Source organism: Brachybacterium horti (assembly GCF_054777615.1).
The window spans coordinates 455766-479451 of the sequence record NZ_BAAHAM010000003.1; the positions used below are offsets into that span (position 1 = coordinate 455766).

19 protein-coding genes and 2 tRNA genes are annotated in these 23686 nt (G+C 73.5%); 5 read left to right on the forward strand and 16 right to left on the reverse strand.

Going from position 1 to position 23686, the window contains the following annotated elements; translation table 11 throughout:
* Positions 1 to 8: 8 nt before the first annotated feature.
* The 7 genes from nrfD to ACYVAP_RS11525 all read right to left on the reverse strand — a co-directional run bounded on the left by nrfD (position 9) and on the right by ACYVAP_RS11525 (position 8818).
* Complete coding sequence (gene nrfD / locus ACYVAP_RS11495) at positions 9 to 1187, reverse strand: NrfD/PsrC family molybdoenzyme membrane anchor subunit (protein ID WP_498860728.1); 1179 nt, start codon at positions 1185 to 1187, stop codon at positions 9 to 11.
* Positions 1184 to 2179 (reverse strand): 4Fe-4S dicluster domain-containing protein, encoded by a 996-nt coding sequence (locus tag ACYVAP_RS11500; RefSeq protein WP_498860729.1) that lies wholly within the window; start codon positions 2177 to 2179, stop codon positions 1184 to 1186. Before ACYVAP_RS11500 ends, nrfD begins: the two co-directional genes overlap by 4 nt.
* On the reverse strand, positions 2176 to 5481 hold the full coding sequence (fdnG, locus tag ACYVAP_RS11505; RefSeq protein WP_498860730.1) for a formate dehydrogenase-N subunit alpha: 3306 nt from the start codon (positions 5479 to 5481) through the stop codon (positions 2176 to 2178). Before fdnG ends, ACYVAP_RS11500 begins: the two co-directional genes overlap by 4 nt.
* 75 nt (positions 5482 to 5556) lie before the next feature.
* Positions 5557 to 5916, reverse strand: a complete 360-nt coding sequence (locus ACYVAP_RS11510) for a chorismate mutase (RefSeq protein ID WP_264450068.1) — start codon at positions 5914 to 5916, stop codon at positions 5557 to 5559.
* The gene (clpX, locus tag ACYVAP_RS11515) at positions 5916 to 7292 is read right to left on the reverse strand and encodes an ATP-dependent Clp protease ATP-binding subunit ClpX (RefSeq protein ID WP_498860731.1); all 1377 of its coding nucleotides are present in this window, start codon (positions 7290 to 7292) and stop codon (positions 5916 to 5918) included. Before clpX ends, ACYVAP_RS11510 begins: the two co-directional genes overlap by 1 nt.
* A 160-nt stretch (positions 7293 to 7452) precedes the next feature.
* A complete protein-coding gene (locus ACYVAP_RS11520) occupies positions 7453 to 8082 on the reverse strand; it encodes an ATP-dependent Clp protease proteolytic subunit (RefSeq protein WP_137771777.1) in 630 nt (209 codons plus the stop codon).
* Between the two features lie 106 nt (positions 8083 to 8188).
* Complete coding sequence (locus ACYVAP_RS11525; RefSeq protein WP_498860732.1) at positions 8189 to 8818, reverse strand: ATP-dependent Clp protease proteolytic subunit; 630 nt, start codon at positions 8816 to 8818, stop codon at positions 8189 to 8191.
* A 387-nt stretch (positions 8819 to 9205) separates the two neighbouring features.
* On the opposite strand from ACYVAP_RS11525, the gene ACYVAP_RS11530 reads away from it, so the two are divergent.
* Positions 9206 to 10024 carry a C40 family peptidase gene (locus tag ACYVAP_RS11530; protein ID WP_498860733.1) on the forward strand — a complete coding sequence of 273 codons (819 nt, stop codon included), beginning with the start codon at positions 9206 to 9208 and terminating at the stop codon, positions 10022 to 10024.
* Between the two features lie 164 nt (positions 10025 to 10188).
* Here ACYVAP_RS11530 and ACYVAP_RS11535 read toward each other — a convergent pair whose 3' ends face one another.
* From ACYVAP_RS11535 to ACYVAP_RS11545, 3 genes are all read right to left on the reverse strand, one after another.
* The gene (locus ACYVAP_RS11535) at positions 10189 to 10779 is read right to left on the reverse strand and encodes a dihydrofolate reductase family protein (RefSeq protein ID WP_498860734.1); all 591 of its coding nucleotides are present in this window, start codon (positions 10777 to 10779) and stop codon (positions 10189 to 10191) included.
* A gap of 134 nt (positions 10780 to 10913) precedes the next feature.
* Positions 10914 to 12467: a trigger factor gene (gene tig, locus ACYVAP_RS11540; protein ID WP_498860735.1), complete on the reverse strand. Its 1554-nt coding sequence runs from the start codon at positions 12465 to 12467 to the stop codon at positions 10914 to 10916.
* Between the two features lie 91 nt (positions 12468 to 12558).
* A tRNA-Pro gene (locus ACYVAP_RS11545) sits at positions 12559 to 12632 on the reverse strand.
* 216 nt (positions 12633 to 12848) lie between these two features.
* Here ACYVAP_RS11545 and ACYVAP_RS11550 point away from each other — a divergent pair.
* Both ACYVAP_RS11550 and ACYVAP_RS11555 read left to right on the forward strand, forming a co-directional pair.
* A tRNA-Gly gene (locus ACYVAP_RS11550) sits at positions 12849 to 12919 on the forward strand.
* Positions 12920 to 13027: 108 nt separating this feature from the next.
* Positions 13028 to 14239, forward strand: a complete 1212-nt coding sequence (locus ACYVAP_RS11555) for an aminotransferase-like domain-containing protein (protein ID WP_498860736.1) — start codon at positions 13028 to 13030, stop codon at positions 14237 to 14239.
* Between the two features lie 21 nt (positions 14240 to 14260).
* Here ACYVAP_RS11555 and ACYVAP_RS11560 read toward each other — a convergent pair whose 3' ends face one another.
* From ACYVAP_RS11560 to ACYVAP_RS11585, 6 genes are all read right to left on the reverse strand, one after another.
* On the reverse strand, positions 14261 to 15019 hold the full coding sequence (locus tag ACYVAP_RS11560; protein WP_498860737.1) for a class I SAM-dependent methyltransferase: 759 nt from the start codon (positions 15017 to 15019) through the stop codon (positions 14261 to 14263).
* Positions 15016 to 16527, reverse strand: a complete 1512-nt coding sequence (locus tag ACYVAP_RS11565; protein WP_498860738.1) for a hypothetical protein — start codon at positions 16525 to 16527, stop codon at positions 15016 to 15018. Before ACYVAP_RS11565 ends, ACYVAP_RS11560 begins: the two co-directional genes overlap by 4 nt.
* A complete protein-coding gene (locus ACYVAP_RS11570; RefSeq protein ID WP_498860739.1) occupies positions 16524 to 17225 on the reverse strand; it encodes an ABC transporter ATP-binding protein in 702 nt (233 codons plus the stop codon). The genes ACYVAP_RS11565 and ACYVAP_RS11570 overlap by 4 nt, the downstream gene beginning before the upstream one ends.
* A 71-nt stretch (positions 17226 to 17296) precedes the next feature.
* A complete protein-coding gene (locus tag ACYVAP_RS11575) occupies positions 17297 to 17782 on the reverse strand; it encodes a VOC family protein (protein ID WP_498860740.1) in 486 nt (161 codons plus the stop codon).
* A gap of 132 nt (positions 17783 to 17914) precedes the next feature.
* On the reverse strand, positions 17915 to 19255 hold the full coding sequence (locus tag ACYVAP_RS11580; protein WP_498860741.1) for an MFS transporter: 1341 nt from the start codon (positions 19253 to 19255) through the stop codon (positions 17915 to 17917).
* A 79-nt stretch (positions 19256 to 19334) separates the two neighbouring features.
* A complete protein-coding gene (locus ACYVAP_RS11585) occupies positions 19335 to 20108 on the reverse strand; it encodes an SRPBCC family protein (protein WP_498860742.1) in 774 nt (257 codons plus the stop codon).
* A gap of 190 nt (positions 20109 to 20298) precedes the next feature.
* Between ACYVAP_RS11585 and ACYVAP_RS11590 the strand changes: the two genes are divergently transcribed.
* Together ACYVAP_RS11590 and ACYVAP_RS11595 are read left to right on the forward strand one after the other, a co-directional pair.
* The gene (locus ACYVAP_RS11590; RefSeq protein ID WP_498860743.1) at positions 20299 to 21081 is read left to right on the forward strand and encodes an HAD family hydrolase; all 783 of its coding nucleotides are present in this window, start codon (positions 20299 to 20301) and stop codon (positions 21079 to 21081) included.
* Complete coding sequence (locus ACYVAP_RS11595) at positions 21078 to 23621, forward strand: glycoside hydrolase family 65 protein (protein ID WP_498860744.1); 2544 nt, start codon at positions 21078 to 21080, stop codon at positions 23619 to 23621. Before ACYVAP_RS11590 ends, ACYVAP_RS11595 begins: the two co-directional genes overlap by 4 nt.
* Positions 23622 to 23686: the final 65 nt, after the last annotated feature.

The following is a 23686-nucleotide window of genomic DNA, read 5'->3' on the forward strand; positions in this document are numbered from 1 at the left end:
GTGCGAGCTCAGGCGCCGGTGGTGATCGAGTCGTCGAACGTGCCGGCCGCCCGACGCGCCGCGAGCCGCGCCTTCTGCGGCTCGACCACCCGACGGGGATCCTTCACCGACTCGAGCCCCGCCTCGAGCACCCCGAAGCGGGTGAGCGCGGAGGCGCCCAGCAGGGCGAGGCCGCTCGCGGCCGTGAGCACCCGACCGGCCGTCCGGACCCGGGAGCGCCCCGGGGCGGTGCCCGCGGACAGCAGCCCGGAGGCCACGGCCCCCACGCCGCCGGCCACGGCGAGCCGCTCCGCCCAGCGCAGACGGCGCCCCGCCCGGCCGGTCTCGAGCGGCTCCGCCTCGAGCGGGTGCATCGAGGCCTTCATACGGTGCATGCTCAGCAGGTCCCCCGCGACGCCCGCCGCGGCGAGGGCCCGCACGGGCCCCAGCTCGGGACCGGGGGCGAGGACGAGGGCGGCGCCCGCGGAGGCGAGGGTCGCCGAGGAGCCGAACAGCAGCGGCAGGTCGTGCCGGCCGGCGGACCACGTGGGCACGGCCGTGTCCCCGAGCAGGCCGCCGGTGTAGGTGGCGAGGAGGGCGCCCGTCCCGGCCTGGGCGATCGCGGCCGGCGTGTCGAGGGAGTGCAGCACGGGGCGCAGCGGGCCCAGCGGCAGCCGCTCCCCGCTCAGGCGGTCCACCTCGATCAGGGCGCTCACGCCCGCGACGGCCCCGGAGGCGGAGAGGATCCAGGTGCCCATGCTCATGAAGCTCGTGATCTTCACGGTGCGCATCATGTTGAGGAAGCGCTCCGGGCGGCCGAGGTCGACGACCAGGGCGGGGGTCCCCACCCCGATCGCGCCGAGGGCGGTGAGCCGGGCCGCACGGCGCAGGCCGGGGCGACCGCTCGCGTGCGCGCCGAGGGCGAGCAGGCCGGAGCCGCCGGCCACGCCGCCCACGAACAGGTACAGCGCGATCGGCTCCTCCCACGGCGGCGCCTTGACGATGGGCCGCCCGTAGTAGGACTCGAACTCCATGTCGCCCACGAGGGACATCTCGCGGTCGCCGGCATCCGCCCCCGCGCCGCGGCGCTTCCCGGCCGCGTCGAGCGGACGGCGGCCCTCGGTGCTCCCGGCCGCGGCGGGATTGCGGCGTCGGCGCCGGCGCGGGCGCTCGGGCGGGCGGTCCGCGTCGAAGGGCGTGAGGCTCATCGGCGGGCCCCCAGGAAGGCGAGAGCCGTCGCGGCGGCCATGCCGAGCGCGGCGACGCCCACCTGCCGCAGCATCATCGGCATGTCCTTCGTGGGGACCTGCGGGTCCGGCGGGAGGCCGTAGACCTCCGGCTCGTCCAGCAGCAGGAACACCGAGCCGGTGCCGCCCACGCCGTCGGCGCTGTTCGCGCCGTAGAGCCGGGCCTCGGTGCGGCCCTGGGAGTGCATCTGCGCGAGCCGGTCCCGGGCCTCCTCGACGAGGTCCTCGCGGTCGCCGAAGGTGATCGACTGGGTGGGGCAGGTGGCGGAGCAGGCGGGCTGCTCGCCGTCGACGAGCCGGTCGTAGCAGAGCGTGCACTTGTTGGCCGTGCCGCGGTGCGGGACGGGCTCCTCGCGGTCGACCTTCGCGGAGACGGTGCCGTCGTCGCGGCGCTCGATGACGCCGAACGGGCAGGCGCCCACGCAGGTGCCGCAGCCGTTGCAGACGTCGGACTGCACGACGACTGATCCGAACTCGGAGCGGAAGATCGCGCCCGTGGGGCACACGTCCAGGCAGCCGGCGTTCGTGCAGTGCTTGCACACGTCCGAGGACATGAGCCAGCGGAACTCGGGGGTGTCCGGCGGCGTCGTGTCCGCTCCCGCGACGGGCACCGCGCGCTCCTTGGGGCCGATGCTCGGCATCCCGAGGCTCACGAGCTTCCGGCCGGACTCGCGGGCCTCCTCGATGCGGTCCTTGGTCTGCTCGACGAAGGCCACGTGGCGCCAGGTGTTCGCGCCGAGGGCGCCCGTGTTGTCGTAGCTCGATCCGAGGATCTCGAGGTCGCCGTCGACCGGGTTGCGGTTCCACTCCTTGCAGGCGACCTCGCAGGCCTTGCAGCCGATGCAGATCGACGTGTCGGTGAAGAACCCCTTGCGGTCCGTGCCGGCGCCCCAGCCGGCATCGGCCGCGGGGCCCTCCGGTCCGGCGAGCAGGGGCGGCAGCGGCGGGGTCATCGGTTCCTCATCTCGCGCTGGGACGGCTGGGCGACGGGCACGGCGGGCGCCTCCTCCGGTCCCCGCACGTGGTGCGCGACGGACTCGTCGGTCGGGTCGAGCTGCGCATCGCGCGGGGTCTCCGGGCGCTCCAGCACATGGTGCTCGGCGTCCACGATGCCCGCCCTGCGACGGTACTCCTCGACGAGCTCGAGCAGCGCGGGGCCGCGCGGGCGGCGCCCCGGCCGGATCGCGCACGCGTTGTTCTTGGAGTTCTGGATCTGGGTGTTGGCGTCGAGGTTCATGCCGATGAGGTCGTTGACCCCGTCGCCCGTGACGATCGCCTGGTCCCCGCGCGCCCAGTGGTAGGGCAGGCCCACCTGGTGGATCGTGCGGTCCCCGATCCGCAGGGGCGTCATCCGCTCGGTGACCAGGACCTTCGTCTCGATCGCGGAGCGGGCGGAGATCACCGTCGCCCAGCCGTACGGCTCGAGGCCCACCTCGGCGGCGAGCTCCGGGGAGACCTCCATGTACAGCTCGGGCTGCAGCTCGGAGAGGTAGGGCAGGAAGCGGCTCATGCCGCCCGCCGTGTGGTGCTCGGTGATGCGGTAGGTCGTGAACACGTACGGGTAGACGCGCCCGCCGAGGCCCAGGGCGCCGGGCGAGTTGAGGTTGTCCTCCCCGGCCTTGAATCCCACCCGGGTCGGGTTGGACTGCTGGAGGTACAGCGGGTTCGGGACCGTGGACTCGGGCGCCTCGTAGTGCGTGGGCAGGGGGCCGTCGACCAGGCCGGTCGGGGCGAAGAGCCAGCCGCGGCCGTCGGCCTGCATGATGAAGGCGTCGGTGCCGGACAGCGCCGCGGCGCCGCCCTTCCCCGGCTCGCCGGGATCGTCGGGACGCTTCGTCGCGGGGAAGTCCGGGACGTCGTCCCCGACCCAGCGGCCCTGCTCCTCGTCCCACCACACGAGCTTCTTGCGCTCGCTCCACGGCCTGCCCTCGGCGTCCGCGGAGGCGCGGTTGTAGAGGATCCGGCGGTTCGCGGGCCATGCCCAGCCCCAGTCCGCGGCGATCTCGTCCTGCTCGGCACCGGGGGTGCGGCGACGGGCCTGGTTGACGCCGTCCGCGTAGACGCCGGCGTAGATCCAGCAGCCGCCGTCGGTCGCGCCGTCGGTCGTCATCTCCGCGAAGGCGGAGAGCGGCTGCCCGGCCCTCTCCCCCGTGAGGTGGCGGCCGTTGATCTCCGCGAGCACCGCCTCGGCCTCGACCTCGCCGTGCTCGTCCGTCGGGTAGTCCCAGGTGAGGTCGAGCAGCGGCCGGTCCCGCGGGTCGGTGGAGCCGGCGAGCTTCTCGCGCACGCGGCATCCCAGCTCGTAGAGGAAGTCGAGCTCGCTGCCGGCGTCGCCCGGCGGGTCCACGGCCTTGTCGCGCCACTGGACCATGCGCTGGGTCTGTGTGAAGGAGCCGGCCTTCTCCGTGTGGTTCGCGGCGGGCAGGAAGAACACCTCGGTGCCGATGTCCTCGGTGCGCATCTCCCCGGTCTCGATCTCCGGGCCGTCCTTCCAGAACGTCGCCGACTCGATCATGTGGAAGTCCCGCACCACGAGCCACTTGAGGTGGCTCATCGCCTCGCGCTGGAGGCGACCGTTCGCGGAGCCCACCGCCGGGTTCTGGCCCAGCAGGAAGAAGCCGTCGACGCCGTCCTCGAGCATCCGCATCGTCGTCTGGTAGGTGCCGTGGGCGCCGGTCAGCTTCGGCAGGTAGTCGTACGCCCAGTCGTTCTCGGCGGTCGCCGCGTCACCCCACCAGGCCTTCAGCAGGTTCACCGTGTAGGTCTCCGCGTTCGCCCAGAAGCCCTTCTGCTCCTTGTGGCCGATAGCGTCGACGTACTCCCGGAAGTCGTCCTGACCGGCCTTCGGCATCGGCAGGTAGCCGGGGAGGATGTGGTAGAGCGTCGGGATGTCCGTGGAGCCCTGGATCGTGGCGTGGCCGCGCATCGCCATGATCCCGGAGCCGGGCCGGCCCACGTTCCCGAGCAGGAGCTGCAGCACGCCCGCGGTGCGGATCATCTGCGCGCCGCCCTGGTGCTGGGTCCAGCCGAGCGCGTAGACGAAGCACGTGGTCCGCTCACGGCCGGAGGCGGAGGTGATCGACTCCGCGAGGTAGGCGAAGTCCTCCGGGGAGATGCCGCAGGTCGCCTCCACCATCTCCGGGGTGTACCGGGCGTAGTGGCGCCGCAGCACCTGGAACACGCTGCGCGGGTGCTGCAGGGTCTCGTCCCGCTCCGGCAGCCCGCGCCGCACCTGCTCGTGATCGCCCGCGTACGCCCAGGTGGCGTTGTCGTAGGTGCCGGACTCCGGGTCGTAGCCCGAGAACAGGCCGTCGCCGTCCTCGGCGTCCGCGTACTCCTCGGAGAGGATCGTCGAGGCGTTCGTGAACAGCCGCACGTACTCCTCGAACCACAAATCGTTCTCGAGCACGTGGCGGATCAGCCCGCCCAGCAGCACGACGTCGGTGCCGGTGCGGATCGGCACGTGGCGGTCCGCGTTGGCGGAGGTGCGGGTGAACCGCGGGTCCACGTGGATCACGCGTGCGCCGCGCTTCTTCGCCTCCATGACCCATTGGAAGGCGACCGGATGCGCCTCCGCCATGTTGGATCCCTCGATGACGATGCAATCAGCGTTCGCGATGTCCTGCACCGACTGCGTCGCGCCGCCGCGTCCGAACGAGGCTCCCAGACCGGGAACCGTCGCGGAGTGTCATATGCGCGCCTGGTTCTCCATCTGGATGGCGCCCGCGGCGGTGAAGAACTTCTTCGCGAGGTAGTTCTCCTCGTTGTCGATGGTCGCGCCGCCGAGGCTCGCGATGCCCATCGTCCGCCGCAACGGATGGCCGTGCTCGTCCTCGTCCTGCCAGTGGTTCCTGCGCGCCTCGAGGAAGCGGTCCGCGATCATGTCCACCGCGGTGTCGAGGTCGAGGTCCTGCCAGTCGCTCGAGTAGGGGGCGCGGTAGCGCACCGTCGTCTGCCGCAACGGGGAGTTGACGAGCTGCTCGCTCGCGGCGCCCTTGGGGCAGAGCCGGCCACGGGAGACCGGCGAGTCGGGGTTGCCCTCGATCTGCACGACCTTGCCGTCGCGGTGGTAGACCCGCTGGCTGCAGCCCACCGCGCAGTAGGGGCAGACGCTCTCGGCCATGCCGTCCGCCGTGGCGGTGCGGGGCGTGGTGGCGCGGGTCGCCGGGGAGGTGACGGCGGCGCCGCGGCCCGTCCGGTCGGCGCCGCGCAGCTGGCGCAGCACCGGCCAGTTCAGGAGCACAGGTCGAGCCATGGGATCGATGTTAACAGCGCGGCGACCGGCGGGGGCGCGGTCCGACGGAACGGTCGGGGATCGGCGGTCGAGGGCTCAGCCCTCGTCGCCCGACGGGGCGCCCGCCTCCTCCTCGCGGATCCGCTCGTGGTGGCGGATGACCTCGGTGACGATGAAGCGCAGGAACGCCTCCGCGAAGGTCGGGTCGAGGCCGGCGTCGTCCGCGAGCGCGCGCAGACGGTCGATCTGGGCCTGCTCGCGGCTGGGATCCGCGGGCGGCAGGCCGTGCTCGGCCTTCAGCCGTCCCACGCGCTGCGTGTGGGAGAAGCGCTCGGCGAGGAGGTGCACGAGCGCGGCGTCGATGTTGTCGATGCTGCGCCGCTCGAGCGCGAGCACCTCACGCGCCCGGGCGACGTCCTCCGGGTCCGCGCCCGGCGCGGTGGGGGCCTCGGCCATCAGGCGCTCCGATCGCGGCGGTCGCCCGCCCCGTCGCGCTCGGCCTCCGAGGTGGTGAGCATGAGCGGGGGCCGCCCCTCGGTGATGACGCCCTCGGTGATGACCACCTTGGCGACGTCGTCCCGGGAGGGGACCTCGAACATGACCGGCTGCAGCGACTCCTCGAGGATCGCCCGCAGTCCGCGGGCGCCGGTGCCGCGGGCGATCGCCTTCTCCGCGATCGCCTCGAGGGCGCCGCGGTCGAAGTCGAGCTCCACGCCGTCCAGGCGGAACATCTTCTGGTACTGGCGGGCGAGCGCGTTGCGGGGCTCGGTGAGGATCGAGATGAGGGCCTCGCGGTCCAGGTTCGAGACGCTCGTGATCACGGGCAGGCGGCCGATGAACTCGGGGATCAGCCCGAACTTCAGAAGGTCCTCCGGCAGCAGCTCGCCGTAGATCTGCTCCTGCTCCATGGGGGTATGGAGGTCCGCGCCGAAGCCGATGCCGCGGCGACCGATCCGGTTGCCGATGATGTCCTCGATGCCCGCGAACGCGCCGGCGACGATGAACAGCACGTTCGTCGTGTCGATCTGGATGAAGTCCTGGTGGGGGTGCTTGCGGCCGCCCTGCGGCGGCACCGCGGCGACCGTGCCCTCGAGGATCTTCAGCAGCGCCTGCTGCACGCCCTCGCCGGAGACGTCGCGCGTGATCGACGGGTTCTCCGCCTTGCGGCCGATCTTGTCGACCTCGTCGATGTAGATGATGCCGCGCTGCGCCTTCTCGACGTCGTAGTCCGCGGCCTGGAGCAGCTTGAGCAGGATGTTCTCGACGTCCTCGCCCACGTACCCGGCCTCGGTGAGGGCGGTCGCGTCCGCCATCGCGAAGGGGACGTCGAGCATCCGGGCGAGGGTCTGGGCGAGGTAGGTCTTGCCGCAGCCGGTGGGGCCCACGATCATCACGTTGGACTTCGCGACCTCGACGCCGTCGAGCTCGTCCGGCGCCTCGGCCTCGCCGTCCTCCTCCCCATGGACCGCGGCGGGTCCGGGGCGACCGCCCTTGCCGGCCCGCGCGGGACCGGCGGCGGCCTGCGCCTCCTGGGCACGCACCCGCTTGTAGTGGTTGTAGACGGCGACCGCGAGGGAGCGCTTGGCCGGCTCCTGCCCCACCACGAACTGCTCGAGGAAGTCGAAGATCTCCTTCGGGGACGGCAGCGGCTCCTGCTTCTCGGGAGCGGGCTGCGCGGCCTGGATCTCCTCGGCGATGATCTCGTTGCACAGCTCGATGCATTCCTCGCAGATGTACACCTGCGGGCCCGAGATCAGCCGCTCCACCTGCTTCTGCGACTTGCCGCAGAAGGAGCACTTGAACACGTCGGCTCCGTCGCTCGTGCGCGCCATGACCGTCCTCTTTCTCTCCCGACGGGGAGCGGTGGGGTCTCGGGGGGAAGTTCCGGTGCGGGCCAGGACCGCCTGGACCACGGTAGCCCAGCACGGCCGGGCGGGGACGGAGGCGCGCGGCCCCGGCCTCCGCGGGGGAGGTCGGGGCCGCGCGTCCGGATCAGCGGGCGATCTGGCCCGGCACGTCCTTGCGGCTCGCGAGGACCTGATCGACCAGGCCGTAGTCGCGTGCGCTCGCGGCGGTGAGGATCTTGTCGCGCTCGATGTCGCGGCTGATCTCCTCGGCGGCGCGTCCCGTGTGATGGGCGAGGGTCTGCTCGAGCCACTCGCGCATGCGCAGGATCTCGTTGGCCTGGATCTCGATGTCCGAGGCCTGACCGCCGCCGCCCTGGCCGCCCATGGCGGGCTGGTGGATGAGGATGCGGGCGTTGGGCAGCGCGAGGCGCTTGCCGGGGCTGCCGGCGGCGAGCAGCACGGCGGCCGCGGAGGCGGCCTGGCCGAGGCACACCGTGGTGATGTCCGGCTTGATGTACTGCATCGTGTCGTAGATGGCCGTCAGCGCCGTGAAGGAGCCGCCGGGGCTGTTGATGTAGAGGGTGATGTCACGGTCGGGGTCCTGGGACTCCAGGACGAGCAGCTGCGCCATGACGTCGTCGGCCGAGGCGTCGTCCACCTGCACGCCGAGGAAGATGATGCGGTCCTCGAAGAGCTTGGTGTACGGGTCCTGGCGCTTGAAGCCGTAGGCGGTGCGCTCCTCGTACTGGGGCAGCACGTACCGGCTGGTGGGCATCGGGCCGGCCTGGGCGAAGCCGGCGAGGCGGGGATCGAAGGTCACGGGTTCTCCTGATGAGGTGAGGTCGAGTGGGTCGGAGAGGACGCAGGAGGCGCCGAGGGGATCAGCCCTCGGTGCCGCCGCCGCCCGTGACGTCGCCGGCGCGGGTGACGATCTGGTCGATGAAGCCGTACTCGAGGGCCTCCGGCGCGGTGAACCAGTGGTCGCGGTCGGCGTCGGCGGTGACCTGCTCGAGGGACTTGCCCGTCTGCTGCGCCGTCAGCTCGGCCATCTGCTGCTTCATGGAGAGGATGAGGTCGGCCTGGATCTTGATCTCCGAGGCGGTGCCGCCGAGGCCGCCGAGCGGCTGGTGCAGGAGCACGCGCGTGTGCGGGGTCGCGTAGCGCTTGCCGGGGGTGCCGGAGGACAGCAGGAACTGCCCCATCGACGCCGCCATGCCCATGGCCACGGTCACGACGTCGGGCTGGATGAACTGCATCGTGTCGTAGATGGCCATGCCCGCGGTGATGGAGCCGCCGGGGCTGTTGATGTAGAGGTAGATGTCCTTCTCGGGGTCCTCGGCGGCGAGGAGCAGCATCTTCGCGCAGATGGCGTTGGCGTTCTCGTCGCGGACCTCGGAGCCCAGCCAGACGATGCGCTCGCGCAGCAGGCGCTGGTAGACGTTGTCGTCGAGGCCCAGGGGGTAGTCCCCGGCCGCGGCGCGGGGCCGGTTCTCGGTGCTCTGGGAGGTCACGGGTGTCTCCTTCGTGGCGGGTGGTGCGATGGGATCGACTCTAGGCGGTGCCCCCGTGCCTCCGGGGTGCTGTTCGCCGCGGGCGCACACTCGCCCGCACCCCGTGAGGCACCCGTGAGGCAGGTGTGAGGACGCCATGACGGGACGCCGCGGATGTGGCTCACGCCCTTCCCGAGGGTCAAGCATCCCCCCGTTTCGGTCACGTTGACTGTTTCCGGGTAAAGCTCCGGGAAAGGACCCGGACGAGGTGCTTCAAGCCCACTACCCCGGGCTGTCCCCCGCCCCTACGTTGGTAGCACCCCCCCACGGAGCGCCACCGCCCTGGGATGCACGACGTACTGCACGTACCCCCGATCCACTCGGGGTCGGAAGGAACCACTGCTCATCATGGCTCAGCACAACTCGCACCGCGCCGCCGGCCGCGCCGTCACCCCCCTCGTCTCCGCGAACCGCGCCGCCCGCGGCCTCGGCGGCGCCGCCGTCCTCGGCACCGTCCTCGTCGGCACCGCCTTCGCCGGCACCGCCGCCAACGCGGCCCCCGCCGCGCCGGCCGCCCCGGCCGCCGCCACCGCGTCCCCCGCCGCGCCCACCGAGGCCTCCGCCGCGAAGCTCACCAGCACCCAGAAGCTGCGCTCCGGTGACCGCGGCAACGCCGTCGCGGACCTGCAGGGCGCCCTCAACGACAACGGCGCGAACCTCGCCGAGGACGGCGTCTTCGGCAAGAAGACCAACGCCGCGGTGCGCGAGTACCAGAGCGAGCACGGCCTGAGCGTGGACGGCGTCGTGGGCCCCAAGACCCGCGCCTCCCTCAACGGCGGCGAGTCGATCCGCACCTCCGGCGCCTCCGCCAGCACCTCGAGCTCCTCCAGCTCCTCCAGCTCGATCGTGGACCGCGCCCGCTCCGTCATCGGCACCCAGTACACCTGGGCCGGCAACTCCCCGAGCGAGGGCTTCGACTGCTCCGGGCTGACCCAGTACGCCTACAAGGCTGCCGGCATCTCGCTGCCCCATTCCAGCAGCGCGCAGGGCAACGGCGGCCGCTGGATCTCCCAGTCCGAGGCCCAGCCGGGCGACCTCGTCGTCTACTCGGGCCACGTGGCCATCTACGTCGGCAACGGCCGCATCATCGACGCCTCCGGCTCGAAGCAGCAGGTCGTCGAGCGCGACATCTGGGGCTCCCCCAAGGGCTTCGTCACCTACCGCTGATCCGCGCGGCCACCGCGCCGCCGATCACCACCGAGAGGACCCGGTCCCCGCAGCTGCGGGGGCCGGGTCCTTCGTCGTGCGGGCGGGTCCGGTGGGACAGGGGCGCGAGACAGGAACGAGCGACGGGCGAGCAGATGCCCCGCTGTGCCCCGCGCCCGTCGGGTTCACCGGCGCAGCGGTCGGTACACGCGGCCGAACGCCCGCTCCGCCCCGGGGATCGGGCCCACGAGCTCCACGTCGACGCGGCGCCCGCCCGGGACCTCGAACAGCCGCGTCCCGTCCCCCAGCAGGACGGGCGCGCACATCACCTGGATCTCGTCGACGAGCCCCGCCTCGAGCGCCTGCCGCGCGATGTCCGCGCTGATGATCTGGATCTCGCCCTCGCCGGCGATCTCCTGCGCCCGCCGCAGCGCCTCCCGGATGTCGCAGTCCCATGCCAGGACCGTGTCGTCCCCGGCGAGCTCCTCGGGCCGGTGGGTCAGGATGATCTCCGTCCCCGACCATGCCCCGCCGTACGCCTCGGAGGTCAGCTCCCCGCGGGTCTCCCGCTGAGCGAGGGCGGCGTCGTAGCCGCGGCGCCCGGAGATGATCACCGCGACCGGCGCCGCGAGCGTCGCGGTGAGATCGGGGCCGTCGGGCTCCGGGGACGCGGCGGCCTCCCGCGCGGCGATCTCCTCGAGCCAGCTCATGTCGTGATCGGGGGCGGCGAGGAACCCGTCGATCGATGCGGTGAATCCCCAGACGACCGTGCCCATCCCGTTCCTCCTCGTGGCGGTGGGCCCCGAGTCTGCCACGGCCGCCGGGACGACGGAACGGGCCGCCACCCCGGAGGGTGACGGCCCGTTCCTGTGCTCGCGGAGCCCGCGGGCGGCGGGTCAGCGAGCGGTGATCACTCGGCCTCGGTGGCCTCGGTCGCCTCGGCGGCCTTCTTGGCCGGAGCCTTCTTGGCGGGCGCCTTCTTGGCCGGGGCCTTCTTGGCGGCGGGCTTCTTCTCGGCGGCGTCGGCGGCGGCCGGCTCCTCGGCGTCGGCAGCGGCGGCCTTCTTCGCCGGGGCCTTCTTCGCGGGAGCCTTCTTGGCCGGGGCCTTCTTGGCCGGGGCCTTCTTCGCGGGCGCCTTCTCCTCAGCGGCCTCGTCGGCAGCGGCGGCGTCCTCGGACTCGGCGGACTCCTCGGCCTTCGCCAGGCCCAGGTCGAGGACCTCGCCCTTCTCGTTCTTCACGACGACCTCGGAGAGGGCGACGTCGAGGGCCTTGGAGCGCTGGACCTCGGAGAAGATCTGCTCGAGCTGGCCGGACTGGGCGAGCATCTGCAGCAGCTGGTTCGGCTCGATGCCGTACTGCGCGGAGAGCTGCGTCATGTAGTCCATGAGGTCGTTCTGCTCGATGGAGACCTCGCGGGTCGCGTGGATCTCGTCGAGCAGGAACTGGGTCCGGATCGCCTTGACGGTGTCCTCGCGGATCTCCTCGGCGTGCGGGTCGCCCGCCTCCTTGCCCTCGTTCTGCAGGTGGGACAGGATCTCGTCCTCGACCAGCTGCTCGGGCACGGGGATCTCGAGGTCCTCGAGGAGCTTCTCGAGGAGAGCGTTGCGGGCGAGGCCCACGCGGTTCGCGGTGGCGTCCGCCTCGGCCTGCTTCTTGAGGTCGTCCTTGAGCTCGTCGATGGTGTCGAACTCGGAGGCGAGCTCGGCGAACTCGTCATCGGCCTCGGGGAGCTCGCGCACCTTGACGGACTGCGCGGTCACGGAGATCTGGGCGTCCTCGCCGGCGCGGTCGCCACCGGCGAGCTGCGAGACGAAGGTGGTGGACTCGCCGGAGGAGAGGCCGATGAGCGCCTCGTCCAGGCCCTCGAGCATGTTGCCCTCACCGATCTGGTAGGAGACGCCCTCGACGGACTCGATCTCCTCGCCCTCGATGGTGGCCTTCATGTCGAGCGAGACGAAGTCGCGGTCCGCGGCGGGACGGTCGACGCCCACGAGGGTGCCGAAGCGCTCGCGGAGCTGGTCCAGGCGCACCTGCACGGCGTCGTCGTCGACGGTCGGCTCCTCGATCTCGAGCTCGACGGAGGAGAACTCCGGGAGATCGAACTCGGGGCGGACGTCCTGCTCGACGGTGAAGACGAGGTCGCCCTCGTCCTTGCCGTCCAGGCCGGGGATCTCGACGACCTCGACCTCGGGGCGGCCGACGGGCTTGATCTCCGCCTCCGCGGCGGCCTTCTGGTAGAAGTCCGGCAGGGAGTCGTTGACGGCCTCCTGCAGGATCGCCGGACGGCCGAAGCGCTGCTCGATCAGACGGCTGGGGACCTTGCCCTTGCGGAAGCCCGGGATCTGCACCTGGTCGGCGATCTTGACGGTGGCGGCCTCGACGGCCGGCTTCAGCTCGTCGAACGGCACCTCGACGGTGAGCTTCACCCGGGTGGGGCCGAGCTTCTCGGACGCGGTCTTCACTGGTCAGGTCTCCCTGTTCATCGGTGGTCTAGGACGTGTGTTGTCACGGGCGCCCCCGGCGCGGCCGCAGGCGGCGACCCGGCGGGCGGAGTCGGGGTGACAGGATTTGAACCTGCGACTTCCCGCTCCCAAAGCGGGTGCTCTACCAAGCTGAGCTACACCCCGGAGGGCAACCCGCCAGATACTACCGGTTCACGCGCGGGGCCGCGCTCGCCGTCCCTCCGGGCTGTGAGGAGATCCATGCCCGCGTCGGGGCGCGCGGCACGGCCGGGGGCGCCGGGATCTGGTTCAATAGGCCTCGCCGCTCGAGCGGGGTCATCGCGAGATGCCCGTCCAGCGGCCCGGGCCTGCCCCTCGCCTCACGGCATCGGCGCAGGTCACGCGGATGTAGCTCAATGGTAGAGCCTCAGTCTTCCAAACTGATTACGCGGGTTCGATTCCCGTCATCCGCTCGTTGCAGCATCGGAGGGCCCCGGTTCCGACCGGGGCCCTTCGTCGTCCCGGCACGTCGGCCCCGCCCCTGCCCGGCGCAGCCGCCGGGTCGTGGAAGCATGGGCACCATGACCGTGCCCGAGACCACCGCCCCGTTCCGCTTCCCCGTCGCCGGCCGCTACGCCGGCATGGCGTCCTCGCCGCTGAAGAGCATCTTCGACCTCGCCGCCGCACCCGGCGTGGTCTCCTTCGCCGGCGGCATCCCGGACCCGGAGCTGTTCGACCTCGGCACCGTCACCGCCGCCTACGACTGGGTGCTCTCCCACCAGGGGTCCCGCGCCCTGCAGTACGGGGTGAGCGAGGGCGAGCCCGAGCTGCGCGAGCAGGCCGCGCGGCGCGTCTCCCGCACCCTGCCCACCGACGCCTCGCAGATCCGCGTCACCTCCGGCTCCCAGGAGGGGCTGTTCGTCGTCGCGGAGGCGCTGCTCGAGCCCGGTGACGTGGTGCTCGTGGAGTCCCCCACCTACCTCGCGGCGGTGCAGGCCTTCGCCGTGCACGGCGCGCGGATGGTGGGCGTCGCGACGGACGACGACGGCGTGGACCCAGCGGCGCTCGAGGAGGCGATCCGCACGCACCACCCGCGGATGGTGTACCTCATCCCCTCCTTCCAGAACCCGACGGGCCGGACGATGCCGCTCGAGCGTCGTCGCGCGGTCGCCGAGGTGCTGCTGCGCCACGAGGTCCCCCTCATCGAGGACGACCCCTACGGCGAGCTGTCCTTCACGGGCGTCGTCATGCCGCCGATCGCCTCGCTCCCCGGTATGGCGGAGCGCACCCTGCTGCTGAACTCGATGAGCAAGCTCATGAGCCCGGGCGTGCGGATCGGCTGGATCCGCGGCGAGGGACCGATCCTGGAGACGCTCGCCGTCGCGAAGGCGGCGATCTCGATGCAGTCCTCCGTGGTGGACCAGCTGATGGTCGCGCGGTATCTCGAGACGGCGGAGCTCGACGCGCACGTGCGGAAGGTCAGCGGGGTCTACCGGGAGCGGCGGGACGCGCTCGCCGAGGCCCTCGCGCCCGTGCTGCCCGCGGGCGCGCACGTGACCCGACCCGAGGGCGGCATGTTCCTGTGGGCCGCGCTCGGCGAGGGGTACGACGCGCAGGAGATGCTCGCGGACGCGGTCGCCGCGGGCGTCGCCTACCTGCCCGGCTGGTCGTTCTTCGCGGAGGACCCGGACCGCTCGACGATGCGGCTGAGCTTCGTCACCCACTCCCCCGCGGTGATCGCGGAGGCGATCGGCCGGCTCGGCGAGGTCATCGCGCGCCACGGCGACCGCTGAGCCCTCCGCGTCAGGGCCTGTTCAGCGGGCGTCCTGCTCCACGGGCGAGGTCCACCGCAGCGTCACCCGGAACCCCGTGCGGCGGCGCACGCGGGCTCCGGGCAGGTGCTCGTGGGCGAGCTCGCGCAGCTCCGCCGTCGAGAAGTCCGCGTCCGTGATCGGCATCGCGTCCTCGCGCCGTCCCGTCCCGGCGGCATCGGCCGGCGGCAGCGCCCGCACGGGGCGCGGGTGCTTCACGAGGCCGATCAGCGGGTTGGTGAGCACGTTCGTGAGGTCCCAGATCCGGTCCGCCGGGCCGACGGGCCGTACGAGGCTCACCACGAGCAGCCGTCCTCCCGGTCGCAGCAGGGCCCGGGCCTGTGCGAAGGCGGCGACGGGGTCCTGGTGGTGGAGCGAGGCGACCATCGAGACCGCGTCGTAGGCGCCGTGGCGGGACGGGTCCGCGGCGTGCTCGGCGAGCGTGCGGCGGGCGATGTGCACGCCGTCGAGGTCCCGCAGCGCGCTCGCGGCGGCGTAGGCCATGCGGGCGTCGGGGTCGATGCCCTCGACCTCGGCGGCGACGCCTCGCAGCGCGCGGGCGAGGTCGCCGCGACCGCTGCCCACGTCGAGCACGCGCCGGGCACCGGCGGGGACGCCCGCGAGGACCCAGCGATGGAAGTGGGCGTTGTGGTCCCACGGGTGGCGGGCGTTCCAGCGTCCGAGCTGCCTCCCCGCGGCCCTCACGAGGGCGTTCCTCGTGGTGCGCAGGTCGAAGGGCTCGCGGTGGCCGTCGGCGCTCATGCGCGCAGCGCCCGGAGCCGGAGGGCGGTCATGAGGGAGAGCAGCGCTCCGATCAGCGCGGCGGCGGCGAGCGCCGCGGGGAGCCCGAGCCCGGCGGCCAGGACGAGCGCTCCCCCGGTCGCGAGGGCGAGGAGGAGCGCGTCGGACTGCCAGGCGAGCAGGGGGAGCACGGAGGCGTCCCCCTGGGCGGTGGGCAGGGGGACGGTGAGGGCGAGCGGCATGGGACCTTTCGCGGCGTCCCGCAGGCGGGCCGGGACGAGCAGGAGGGCGAGCAGCAGGGCGGGGGCGACGTGCTCGAGGGGACGGGGGTCGAGGAGCGCGACGGGCACGCTCCCGGCCGCCGCGAGCAGGACCATCAGCGACGTCGGGGCGATGAGGTGGAGGACCGCCTGCACCGGGGCGGACTGCCCGAACAGGGCGGGCGCGCCGAGGGTGTGCACCGCATGGCGGAGCCCGTCCACGAAGGGCCCGCTGCCGAGCCACGCGCTCAGCGTGCCGACGAGCACGGCGATGACCGCGGCGGGGCCCGTCACGAGGGTCGTCCCGGCGGTGAGCAGGGCGGCGCCGGCGATCACCCCGATCGCGCCGAGGGCGCTGCGCCCCGGGCTGCGCAGCCACGCCACGGCGTCGCGGCGCGCATAGACCAGCGCGAGAGGGCCGGGGCCGACGGCGGGGAGCCGGCGCCCCGCCCGGGGCGGGCTGCGGAAGCCGGCGGCGGCGCCCGCGAGGTCCCCCGTGTCCGCGCTCGTGCGGGCGGCGTCCCAGCGCAGGGACTGCTCGAGCAGCACCGCGCCGCGCAGGCGGTCCAGCAGCGCCCACCCGATGACGGCGGCGAGCAGGCCCGCGGCCGCGATCCCGAGGGCCCACGGCCAGGGGACGGCGCCGGCCGGCACCGGCCCGGGGATCAGGGCGGCCGGTCCGGCCTGCCCCGGCAGTGCGAGCACGAGACCGAGGGCGAGCACTCCGAGCGCGAGCAGCGGTCGCGCGGCGGGGGCCAGCAGCTCCCCGGCGAGCCAGCACAGGCCGAGCAGCAGACCGGTGCCGGTCGCGGCGACCAGCAGCGCGGCGATCTCCGCGCCGGAGGCGACGTCGGCCTCCAGCAGCACGGTGCCCACGACAGCGGCGGTCAGGAGGCCCGCCCCGAGCGGGACGAGCAGGGCGCGGGCGGCGGGACGGCTCAGCACGGTGCGTCGGCGGAGCGCGCTGCCGGCGAGGGTCGTCGTGAGGAAGGGGTCCAGCAGCGCCGGACCGCGGGTGCCGCCCACGAGCACGGCGCCCGCCGCGGCGACGGCCACGGCGAGCACGGCGACCGTGGGCGCGGCGGGGGCGAGCAGCAGCGGGAGCACGTCGGGCCGCGCGAGCAGGCCGCCGACGCTCCCCAGGGCGGGGACGACGAGCACGAGGACCGAGATGACGACGAGGTAGAGGAGCTCCACCTGCGCCCAGGTGCCGCGGGCGGTGGAGCGACCGGCCCAGACCTCACGGACCCCGGCGAGATCACCGCTCATCGGGCGGAGCCCACCGTGCCGGCCGCCGTGAGCGTGAGCTCGGCGGTCGTGAGGGAGTCGACGAGCGCGGCGCTGTGGCTCGCGAGGACGATCGCGGCGCCGGCCCCCGCCCGTGCGCGCAGGGCGTCGGCGACGAGGGTGAGACGGTCGGGATCCAGCCGCTGCTCGGGCTCGTCGAGCAGCAGCACCCGGGAGGGACGCCCGAGGGTCAGGGCGAGGGCGAGGAGCTGGGACTGCCCGCTCGAGAGCTCGTGCGGGAAGCGCGCGGCGAGCGGGGTCAGCGCGAGCTCCTCGAGCAGGGCGTCGGCCTCCTCCTGTGCGGGGCCGGCCGCCCGGCCCCAGGTCGCGCCGAGGAATCGGAGGTGCTCGCGGACGGTGAGGTCTCGGGCCGTCTGCGGGGGGCCGATGAGCGCGGCGAGCGCGGCGCGCAGGGCGGGGTCGCGGTCGTCGGGGGCGTGGCCGAGCACCTCGACGCTGCCCGTGGAGGGGCGTCGCAGTCCCGCGAGGAGGCGCAGGAGGGTCGTCTTCCCGGAACCGTTGTGGCCCCTCAGCGCGAGCACCTCGCCCGCGTCGACCCGGAGGGAGACGGGGCTGAGGAGCTCGACCTCCCCCTCCGCGGCGCCGACCTCCTCGGCGCGCACGACGGCGCCGCCGTCGGAAGGGGACGGCAGGGGTCGGGTGCGCGAGCGGCGGGCCATGGGTCCATGGAACCCCTGCTCCCGGACCCGCGGCACCCGACCTCCGTCGACGATCCGGTGTCGAGGGGTGCTCAGCGGGTGGGGTCGGCGACCGGGGCGGCCTGCTCCTCGCCGGCCGCGTCCCCGCCGTCTCCGCCCACGCCGCCGACGTTGATCATCCAGTGCATGGCGAAGCGGTCCACCACCGCGCCGTAGAAGTCGCCCCAGATCTGCTTCTGGAGCGGCATCTCGACCTCGCCGCCCTCCGCGAGGCGGTCGAAGATCGCCGTGAGCGCGGCGAGGTCCTCCTCGCCGGTGCCCATGAGCGCGAGGTTGACGTTGTCGCCGGGGGTCACGGGGTGCATGTCGGGGATGGCGTCGGCCGCGTTCAGCACGAAATGCTCGGTGGTGAGCTCGGCGTGCATGATCTTCCCGGCGGCCTCGTGGCCCTCGGGGACGGCGTGGAACTCGCCGAAGGTGCTGAGGGTGAGCTCGCCGCCGAAGATTTCGCGGTAGGTCTCGAGGGCCTCGCGGGTGGTGCCGGGGAAGTTGAGGTACGCGCGGAGCTGGACGGTCATCGGGTCCTCCTGGGAGCGGTCGGCCGGGCCGACGGGCCGGGCGTGCGACGGGCGGCGCCGGGGCCGGCGTCGCGCTCATCGTAGGGGCGCCGGGCGACGGACGGGAGGGGGAGAGAGGACGCGCCGGGAGGCTCAGCCGCGACGGGCGGCGACGGGCCGCCCACCGCCCGCGCGGGTGCCGCCCGAGGGCGTGAGGCGGGGCAGCGCCCGCAGCAGCCAGAACCCGCCGGCGAGGCACAGCACCCCGGTCGCGGCACCCGCGGCGGCGACCGGCGCGACGAGGGTGACGCCGGAGACGACGAGCGGGGCGACGAGCCGCCCCGCGCCCATGAGCGTGTTCCACCAGGCGAGGTAGCCGGTGCGGCCGTGCACCGGGGACACGTCGATGCCGAGGGTCATGACGATGCCGGAGCCCAGCCCGTTGCCGAGGGCGATGAGGGCGCTCGGCACGAGCAGCGCGACCAGCGCCGCCGCCTGGCCGTGCCCCTCGAGGGCGGCCGCGAGCACCGCGAGCAGCACGTAGCCGGCCCCCATGATCAGGCCGCAGGGCACGGCGACCGCGGCCCGCCCGAACCGGTCCATGAGCACCCCGGCGGGGATGACCATGATGATCTCGAGCACCGCGCTCGCCCCGAACACGAGGGAGATGAGGGTCGAGTCCAGGCCCAGGGAGGCGCCGAGCAGCGGCACGATGACCGGTCGGTTGACGCGGGAGATCATCACGGGCGCGATCCCGCAGCCGATCGAGATCATGCGCAGCAGCACGGCGCGGTCGAGCCGGCGGTGCAGCGGGCTGCGGCTCCGCCCGCGCGGGATCGTGCGGGCGCTCCCCCGGGTGTCGCCGACGGGCAGGAAGATGCCGACCATGACCGTCGCGGCGGCGGTCGTCACGGCGTAGAGCAGGAAGACGACGGAGTCCTGCCCGAGGCCCAGCACGATCGCGCCGAGCAGCGGACCGACCACCTGGCCGATCCGGATCATGCCGCCGAAGGCGGTCATGCCGCGGGCCCGCATCCCCGGCGGCAGGGCGCTGCCGAGGTAGGCCTGCCGGCCCAGCGTCCACACCTGCGAGCAGGCGGCCATGACGACGAGGGCGGCGATCAGCGCGAGCCGGTGGCGGAGCGCAGGGTCTCCCTGCAGTCCCGGGGTGATCAGGAGATAGGCGACGACGTTCGAGACGACGAGCAGCGCACCGGTGAGCACGAGCGCGGGGCGGGCGCCCATCCGGGAGATGAGGCGCGCCGCGGGGATCGGGCCGAGGAACGAGAAGATCCCGAAGACGAGGCTCAGGGCGGCCGCCTGCGGGACGTCGAAGCCGAGGGCCAGGGCCATGAGCGGGATGACCGGCAGCAGCGCCGAGTTGCCGCTGAACTCGAGCAGCGTGGGCACGTACACGGACGGCACGAGCTGGCGCATGACCTGGGCGGTGGTGCGCTCCTCCGCCGATCGGGAGGGCGGGGGCGCAGCGGTCACGCGGGCAGTCTGTCACCGGGTCGTGAGCTCGGGCAACGATCTCCCGCCCGGTGGGACGCACGCCTCCCCGGCGACCTCCTCAGGCGCCGGGGCGACGGGCGGCGGTCAGCGGGAGCGCGGTCCGCCCGGCGCCGGCGACCGGCGGCCCGGGGACGGCAGGGGCGGCAGGGCCGCCGGGACCCACGGACGCGCGGGTCGCCTCCTCGCCGCGCCGCACCTGCTCCTCGTCGAGCCCCGCGGCGAGCGCCTCGGCCGCCCAGCGGACGGCCCAGGCCTCGAGGGCGTCGGCGCCGCCCTCGCCCGCGAGCCAGGTCCCGGTGGGACGCTCGGGACGGGAGCGGCAGGTGCTGCGCCAGCCGTCGGTCTCCGCCGCGAGGGCGAGCAGCATCAGCTCCCAGCCCACGGCCCATACGCCGGGTCCGCGCTCCTCGACGTCGGCGCGCTCCCGCACGAGGGTGTGCGTGAGCACGAGCGAGGTGGTGCCGTCGTCCTCGGGGTCCAGCAGCAGCGTCAGGAGGTCGGTGCGACCCCCGCGCTCCCAGGAGAGGACGAGGCGGTGGGGGCCCTCGACCTCGAGCACGCTGCCCTCGACGGGCTCGGGGCCGGTGAGGGCGAGCAGGGACCCCTCGGCGGCGGGCAGCGCGAAGCGCCCGCCCTCGCCGAGCTCCCCCTGCACGGGTCCGTACCAGGAGGCGAGGCCGTCGGGGGTGGTGAGCAGCGGCCAGAGGCGTGCCGGGGCCAGGTCCACGGCCGTGGAGAGGGAGAGCCGCAGCCGCAGCTGCTCCCCCAGGTCGTCGATCTCGAGCGCTCGTCGCACCGCGTCCGTCACGGTCTGCGACCGCAGGGTCGTCATGGTCTCCTCGAAGAGTCGTCACCGCTCCGCACCGGCGCCGTGGCGCGGGCGCGGACGGAGCGAGAGTAGCCCACGGCCGCACCTCCCGCACAGACCCCGTGCCGTCGCGCACAGGGGCCCCGCGCCGTGCAGGTCACAGCTCGGCGCACAGCCGCTCCGGCCTCCCGTCGCGGCGCGGACTGCCCCTAGCATGGACCGGGTGAACGCCGAGCAGACCCGCCCCGAACCCGACTTCACCGCTCACCTCTTCGACCTGGACGGGGTGATCACCCCGACCGCCGAGGTGCACATGCGCGCCTGGGCCGAGATGTTCGACGCCTTCCTGCGCAGCCGCGGCGTCGAGGAGCCCTACACGGAGCGCGACTACTTCGCGCACGTGGACGGCCGCCCCCGCTACGACGGCGTGCGCGAGCTGCTCGCCTCCCGGGGGATCACGATCCCCGAGGGCGCCGACGAGGACCCAGCGGACCAGGCTCCCGGCGAGGAGACCGTGCGCGGGCTCGGCAACCGCAAGAACGACCGCGTGCTCGCGCTGATCCGCACCGAGGGCGTCGCCCCGTACCCGGGCACCGTCGCCTACCTCGACGCGCTGCCCGCCGGCGCGCGCCTCGCCGTGGTCTCCTCCTCCCGCAACGCCGAGGAGGTGCTGCGGGGCGCGGAGCTGGGCGACCGCTTCGAGGTCGTCGTCGACGGCATGGTCGCCGCGGCGGAGGGCCTGCCGGGCAAGCCCGCGCCGGACACCTTCGTGCGCGCCGCCGAGCTGCTGGGCGTCGCCGTCGGCGACGCCGTCGTCTACGAGGACGCCGTCTCGGGCGTCGCCGCGGGCGCCGCGGGCGGCTTCGGCGCCGTCGTCGGCGTGGACCGCGGGGCGGGCCGCGAGGCCCTGCGCGGCGCGGGCGCGACCCGGGTGGTCGACGACCTCGACGCGCTCGTCCCCTCCGCCTCGTCGGACGCGTCGGAGGCCGGCCGATGAGCCGCCTGCGCTCCGTGCCCGCGGATCCGGTGGACCGCACCCACCTCCCGGTGGACACCTGGCGACTCGTCGAGTCCCGTCCCGGCGGGGACCAGGCGCTCAAGGAGACGCTCTTCGCGACCGCGAACGGCTACCTCGGCATGCGCGGCACGCCCGTGGAGGGCCGCGACGCGCACGCCCACGGCACCTTCCTCAACGGATTCCACGAGACCTGGGACATCCACCACGCGGAGTCCGCCTTCGGCTTCGCCCGCACCGGGCAGACCATGGTCTCGGTGCCGGACTCCACGGTGATGAAGCTGTACGTGGACGACGAGCCGCTGCTGCTGAACACCGCCGACCTGCTCGAGTACGAGCGCTGGATCGACTTCCGCGAGGGCGTGCTGCGCCGCGATCTCGTGTGGCGCACCCCGGCCGGGAAGCGCGTGCGGGTGCGCACCTCCCGCATGGTCTCCTTCACCCAGCGCCACCTCGCGCTCATGACGCTCGAGGTGGAGATGCTCGACGGCTCCGCGCCGATCGCGATCTCCTCCCAGATCATCAATCGCGAGGACACCGCCGACGACTTCGGCCAGGGCGTGAGCGGCGCGCTCACCGACAAGGACGACCCGCGCCAGACCACCGCCTTCACCCACCGGGTGCTCGAGCCGCAGGAGGACACGCACAGCGAGCGCCGCATGCTGCTGGGCTACCGCACCGTCTCGAGCCGCATGTCCCTCGCCGTGGGCGCGGACCACGACATCGACGCCGACGTCGAGGTGGACCGCTTCCTGGAGACCACGCCGGACCGCGGGCGGATGGTGGCCCGTGCCCACCTCGGCACGGGCCAGAGGATCACGGTCCGCAAGGCGATCTCGTACCACTCCTCCCGCACGGTCCCCCACCGGGAGCTCTTCGACCGCTGCCGGCGCACCCTGGACCGGATCCGTGAGGAGGGCTTCGAGGCGCAGTTCGCGGACCAGCGCCGCTACCTCGAGGACTTCTGGCTGCGCAGCGACGTCGAGCTGCCGGGACAGCCCGCGGAGCAGCAGGCCACCCGCTGGTGCCTGTTCCAGCTCGCCCAGGCCTCGGCGCGATCGGACCAGTGGGGCATCCCGGCGAAGGGCCTCACGGGCTCCGGCTACGAGGGCCACTACTTCTGGGACACCGAGGTGTACGTGGTCCCGTTCCTCACGTTCACCTCCCCCGCCTGGGCGCGCAACGCCCTGCGCTTCCGCACCCACCTGCTGCCCAAGGCGCGGGAGCGCGCGCGGGAGCTGAACCAGCGCGGCGCTCTGTTCCCGTGGCGCACGATCAACGGCGAGGAGGCCTCCGCCTACTACGCGGCAGGCACCGCGCAGTACCACATCGACGCGGACATCGCCTATGCCTTCGCCCAGTACGTGGACGTCACCGGGGACACCGACTTCCAGCACCGCGACGGGGTGCGGGTGCTCGTGGAGACCGCGCGGATGTTCGCGGACCTCGGGTTCTGGCGGGTCACCGCCCAGGGCGACGCGATCTTCCACATCCACGGCGTGACCGGCCCGGACGAGTACACGGCCGTCGTCAACAACAACATGTTCACGAACGTGATGGCCCGGCACACCCTGCGGCGGGCGGCCCGCGCCGTGCGCGAGCTGCGCGAGGCGGACGCGTCGGCGTACGAGGCGCTCGCGGTCGAGCTCGAGCTCGACGAGAAGGAGCTGGACCAGTGGGACGCCTGCGCGGACGGCATGTACATCGCGAAGGACGATGCCCTCGGCATCCATCTCCAGGAGGACGCCTTCCTCGAGCGTGAGGTCTGGGACCTCTCCTCGACCCCGGACGAGGCGTTCCCGCTGCTGCTGCACTACCACCCGCTCGTGATCTACCGCTTCCAGGTGCTCAAGCAGGCGGACGTCGTGCTCGCGCTGTTCCTGCGCGGCAGCGAGTTCACCGCGGAGGAGAAGCGCGCGGACTTCGAGTACTACGACCCGATCACGACGGGCGACTCCTCGCTCTCCGCGGTCGTGCAGTCGATCATCGCGGCGGAGGTCGGCCACCAGAAGGCGGCGCTGGACTACTTCCGCGCCGGGCTCTTCGTGGACCTCGGCAACCTCCACCACAACACCGGCGACGGCGTGCACATCGCCTCCGCGGGCGGGGTGTGGAACGCCCTCGTGCACGGCTTCGGCGGCATGCGGCAGGAGGACGGCGCGCTCGCCTTCGACCCCCGCCTCCCGGAGGGCTGGGAGGGGCTGGACTTCCCGCTCACCCTGCGCGGCTCCCGCTTCCGGGTGCGCCTGCGCCCGGAGGAGATCTCCTTCACCCTCGAGACGGGTGAGGAGGTCGAGGTCACGGTGCGCGGCGAGAGCGTGCGCGTGACGGCCGACGGCGCGACCGTGCCGCTCGCGGACCAGGGCCCGGTGCTGGACGACGCCGTGCTGGCCACGCCCGTCGGCGTCGGGGACCGGCGCGCGGACGGCACCATCGTCACCTCCGCGGTGCCCGCCGATCCCGAGGACCCGTGGGAGTACCCGGTGCACACCGATCCCGACGACATCATCGAGGAGGCCTGAGCGCTCCCCGGCCACGGGCCCGCGCTGACGTAGGCTCCCAGCGCACCCGCACGTCACGCCCCGGA

What these genes read in the sequence shown, in the direction of transcription:
- ACYVAP_RS11570 (WP_498860739.1), bottom strand. Translation starts at nt 17,225, where the DNA reads ATGGCCCGCCGCTCGCGCACCCGACCCCTGCCGTCCCCTTCCGACGGC.
- nrfD (WP_498860728.1), bottom strand. Translation starts at nt 1,187, where the DNA reads ATGAGCCTCACGCCCTTCGACGCGGACCGCCCGCCCGAGCGCCCGCGC.
- ACYVAP_RS11595 (WP_498860744.1), top strand. Translation starts at nt 21,078, where the DNA reads ATGAGCCGCCTGCGCTCCGTGCCCGCGGATCCGGTGGACCGCACCCAC.
- ACYVAP_RS11510 (WP_264450068.1), bottom strand. Translation starts at nt 5,916, where the DNA reads ATGGCCGAGGCCCCCACCGCGCCGGGCGCGGACCCGGAGGACGTCGCC.
- ACYVAP_RS11585 (WP_498860742.1), bottom strand. Translation starts at nt 20,108, where the DNA reads ATGACGACCCTGCGGTCGCAGACCGTGACGGACGCGGTGCGACGAGCG.
- ACYVAP_RS11555 (WP_498860736.1), top strand. Translation starts at nt 13,028, where the DNA reads ATGACCGTGCCCGAGACCACCGCCCCGTTCCGCTTCCCCGTCGCCGGC.
- ACYVAP_RS11590 (WP_498860743.1), top strand. Translation starts at nt 20,299, where the DNA reads ATGGACCGGGTGAACGCCGAGCAGACCCGCCCCGAACCCGACTTCACC.
- ACYVAP_RS11575 (WP_498860740.1), bottom strand. Translation starts at nt 17,782, where the DNA reads ATGACCGTCCAGCTCCGCGCGTACCTCAACTTCCCCGGCACCACCCGC.
- ACYVAP_RS11535 (WP_498860734.1), bottom strand. Translation starts at nt 10,779, where the DNA reads ATGGGCACGGTCGTCTGGGGATTCACCGCATCGATCGACGGGTTCCTC.
- ACYVAP_RS11500 (WP_498860729.1), bottom strand. Translation starts at nt 2,179, where the DNA reads ATGACCCCGCCGCTGCCGCCCCTGCTCGCCGGACCGGAGGGCCCCGCG.
- ACYVAP_RS11520 (WP_137771777.1), bottom strand. Translation starts at nt 8,082, where the DNA reads ATGCCCACCAGCCGGTACGTGCTGCCCCAGTACGAGGAGCGCACCGCC.
- ACYVAP_RS11530 (WP_498860733.1), top strand. Translation starts at nt 9,206, where the DNA reads ATGGCTCAGCACAACTCGCACCGCGCCGCCGGCCGCGCCGTCACCCCC.
- ACYVAP_RS11560 (WP_498860737.1), bottom strand. Translation starts at nt 15,019, where the DNA reads ATGAGCGCCGACGGCCACCGCGAGCCCTTCGACCTGCGCACCACGAGG.
- ACYVAP_RS11565 (WP_498860738.1), bottom strand. Translation starts at nt 16,527, where the DNA reads ATGAGCGGTGATCTCGCCGGGGTCCGTGAGGTCTGGGCCGGTCGCTCC.
- clpX (WP_498860731.1), bottom strand. Translation starts at nt 7,292, where the DNA reads ATGGCGCGCACGAGCGACGGAGCCGACGTGTTCAAGTGCTCCTTCTGC.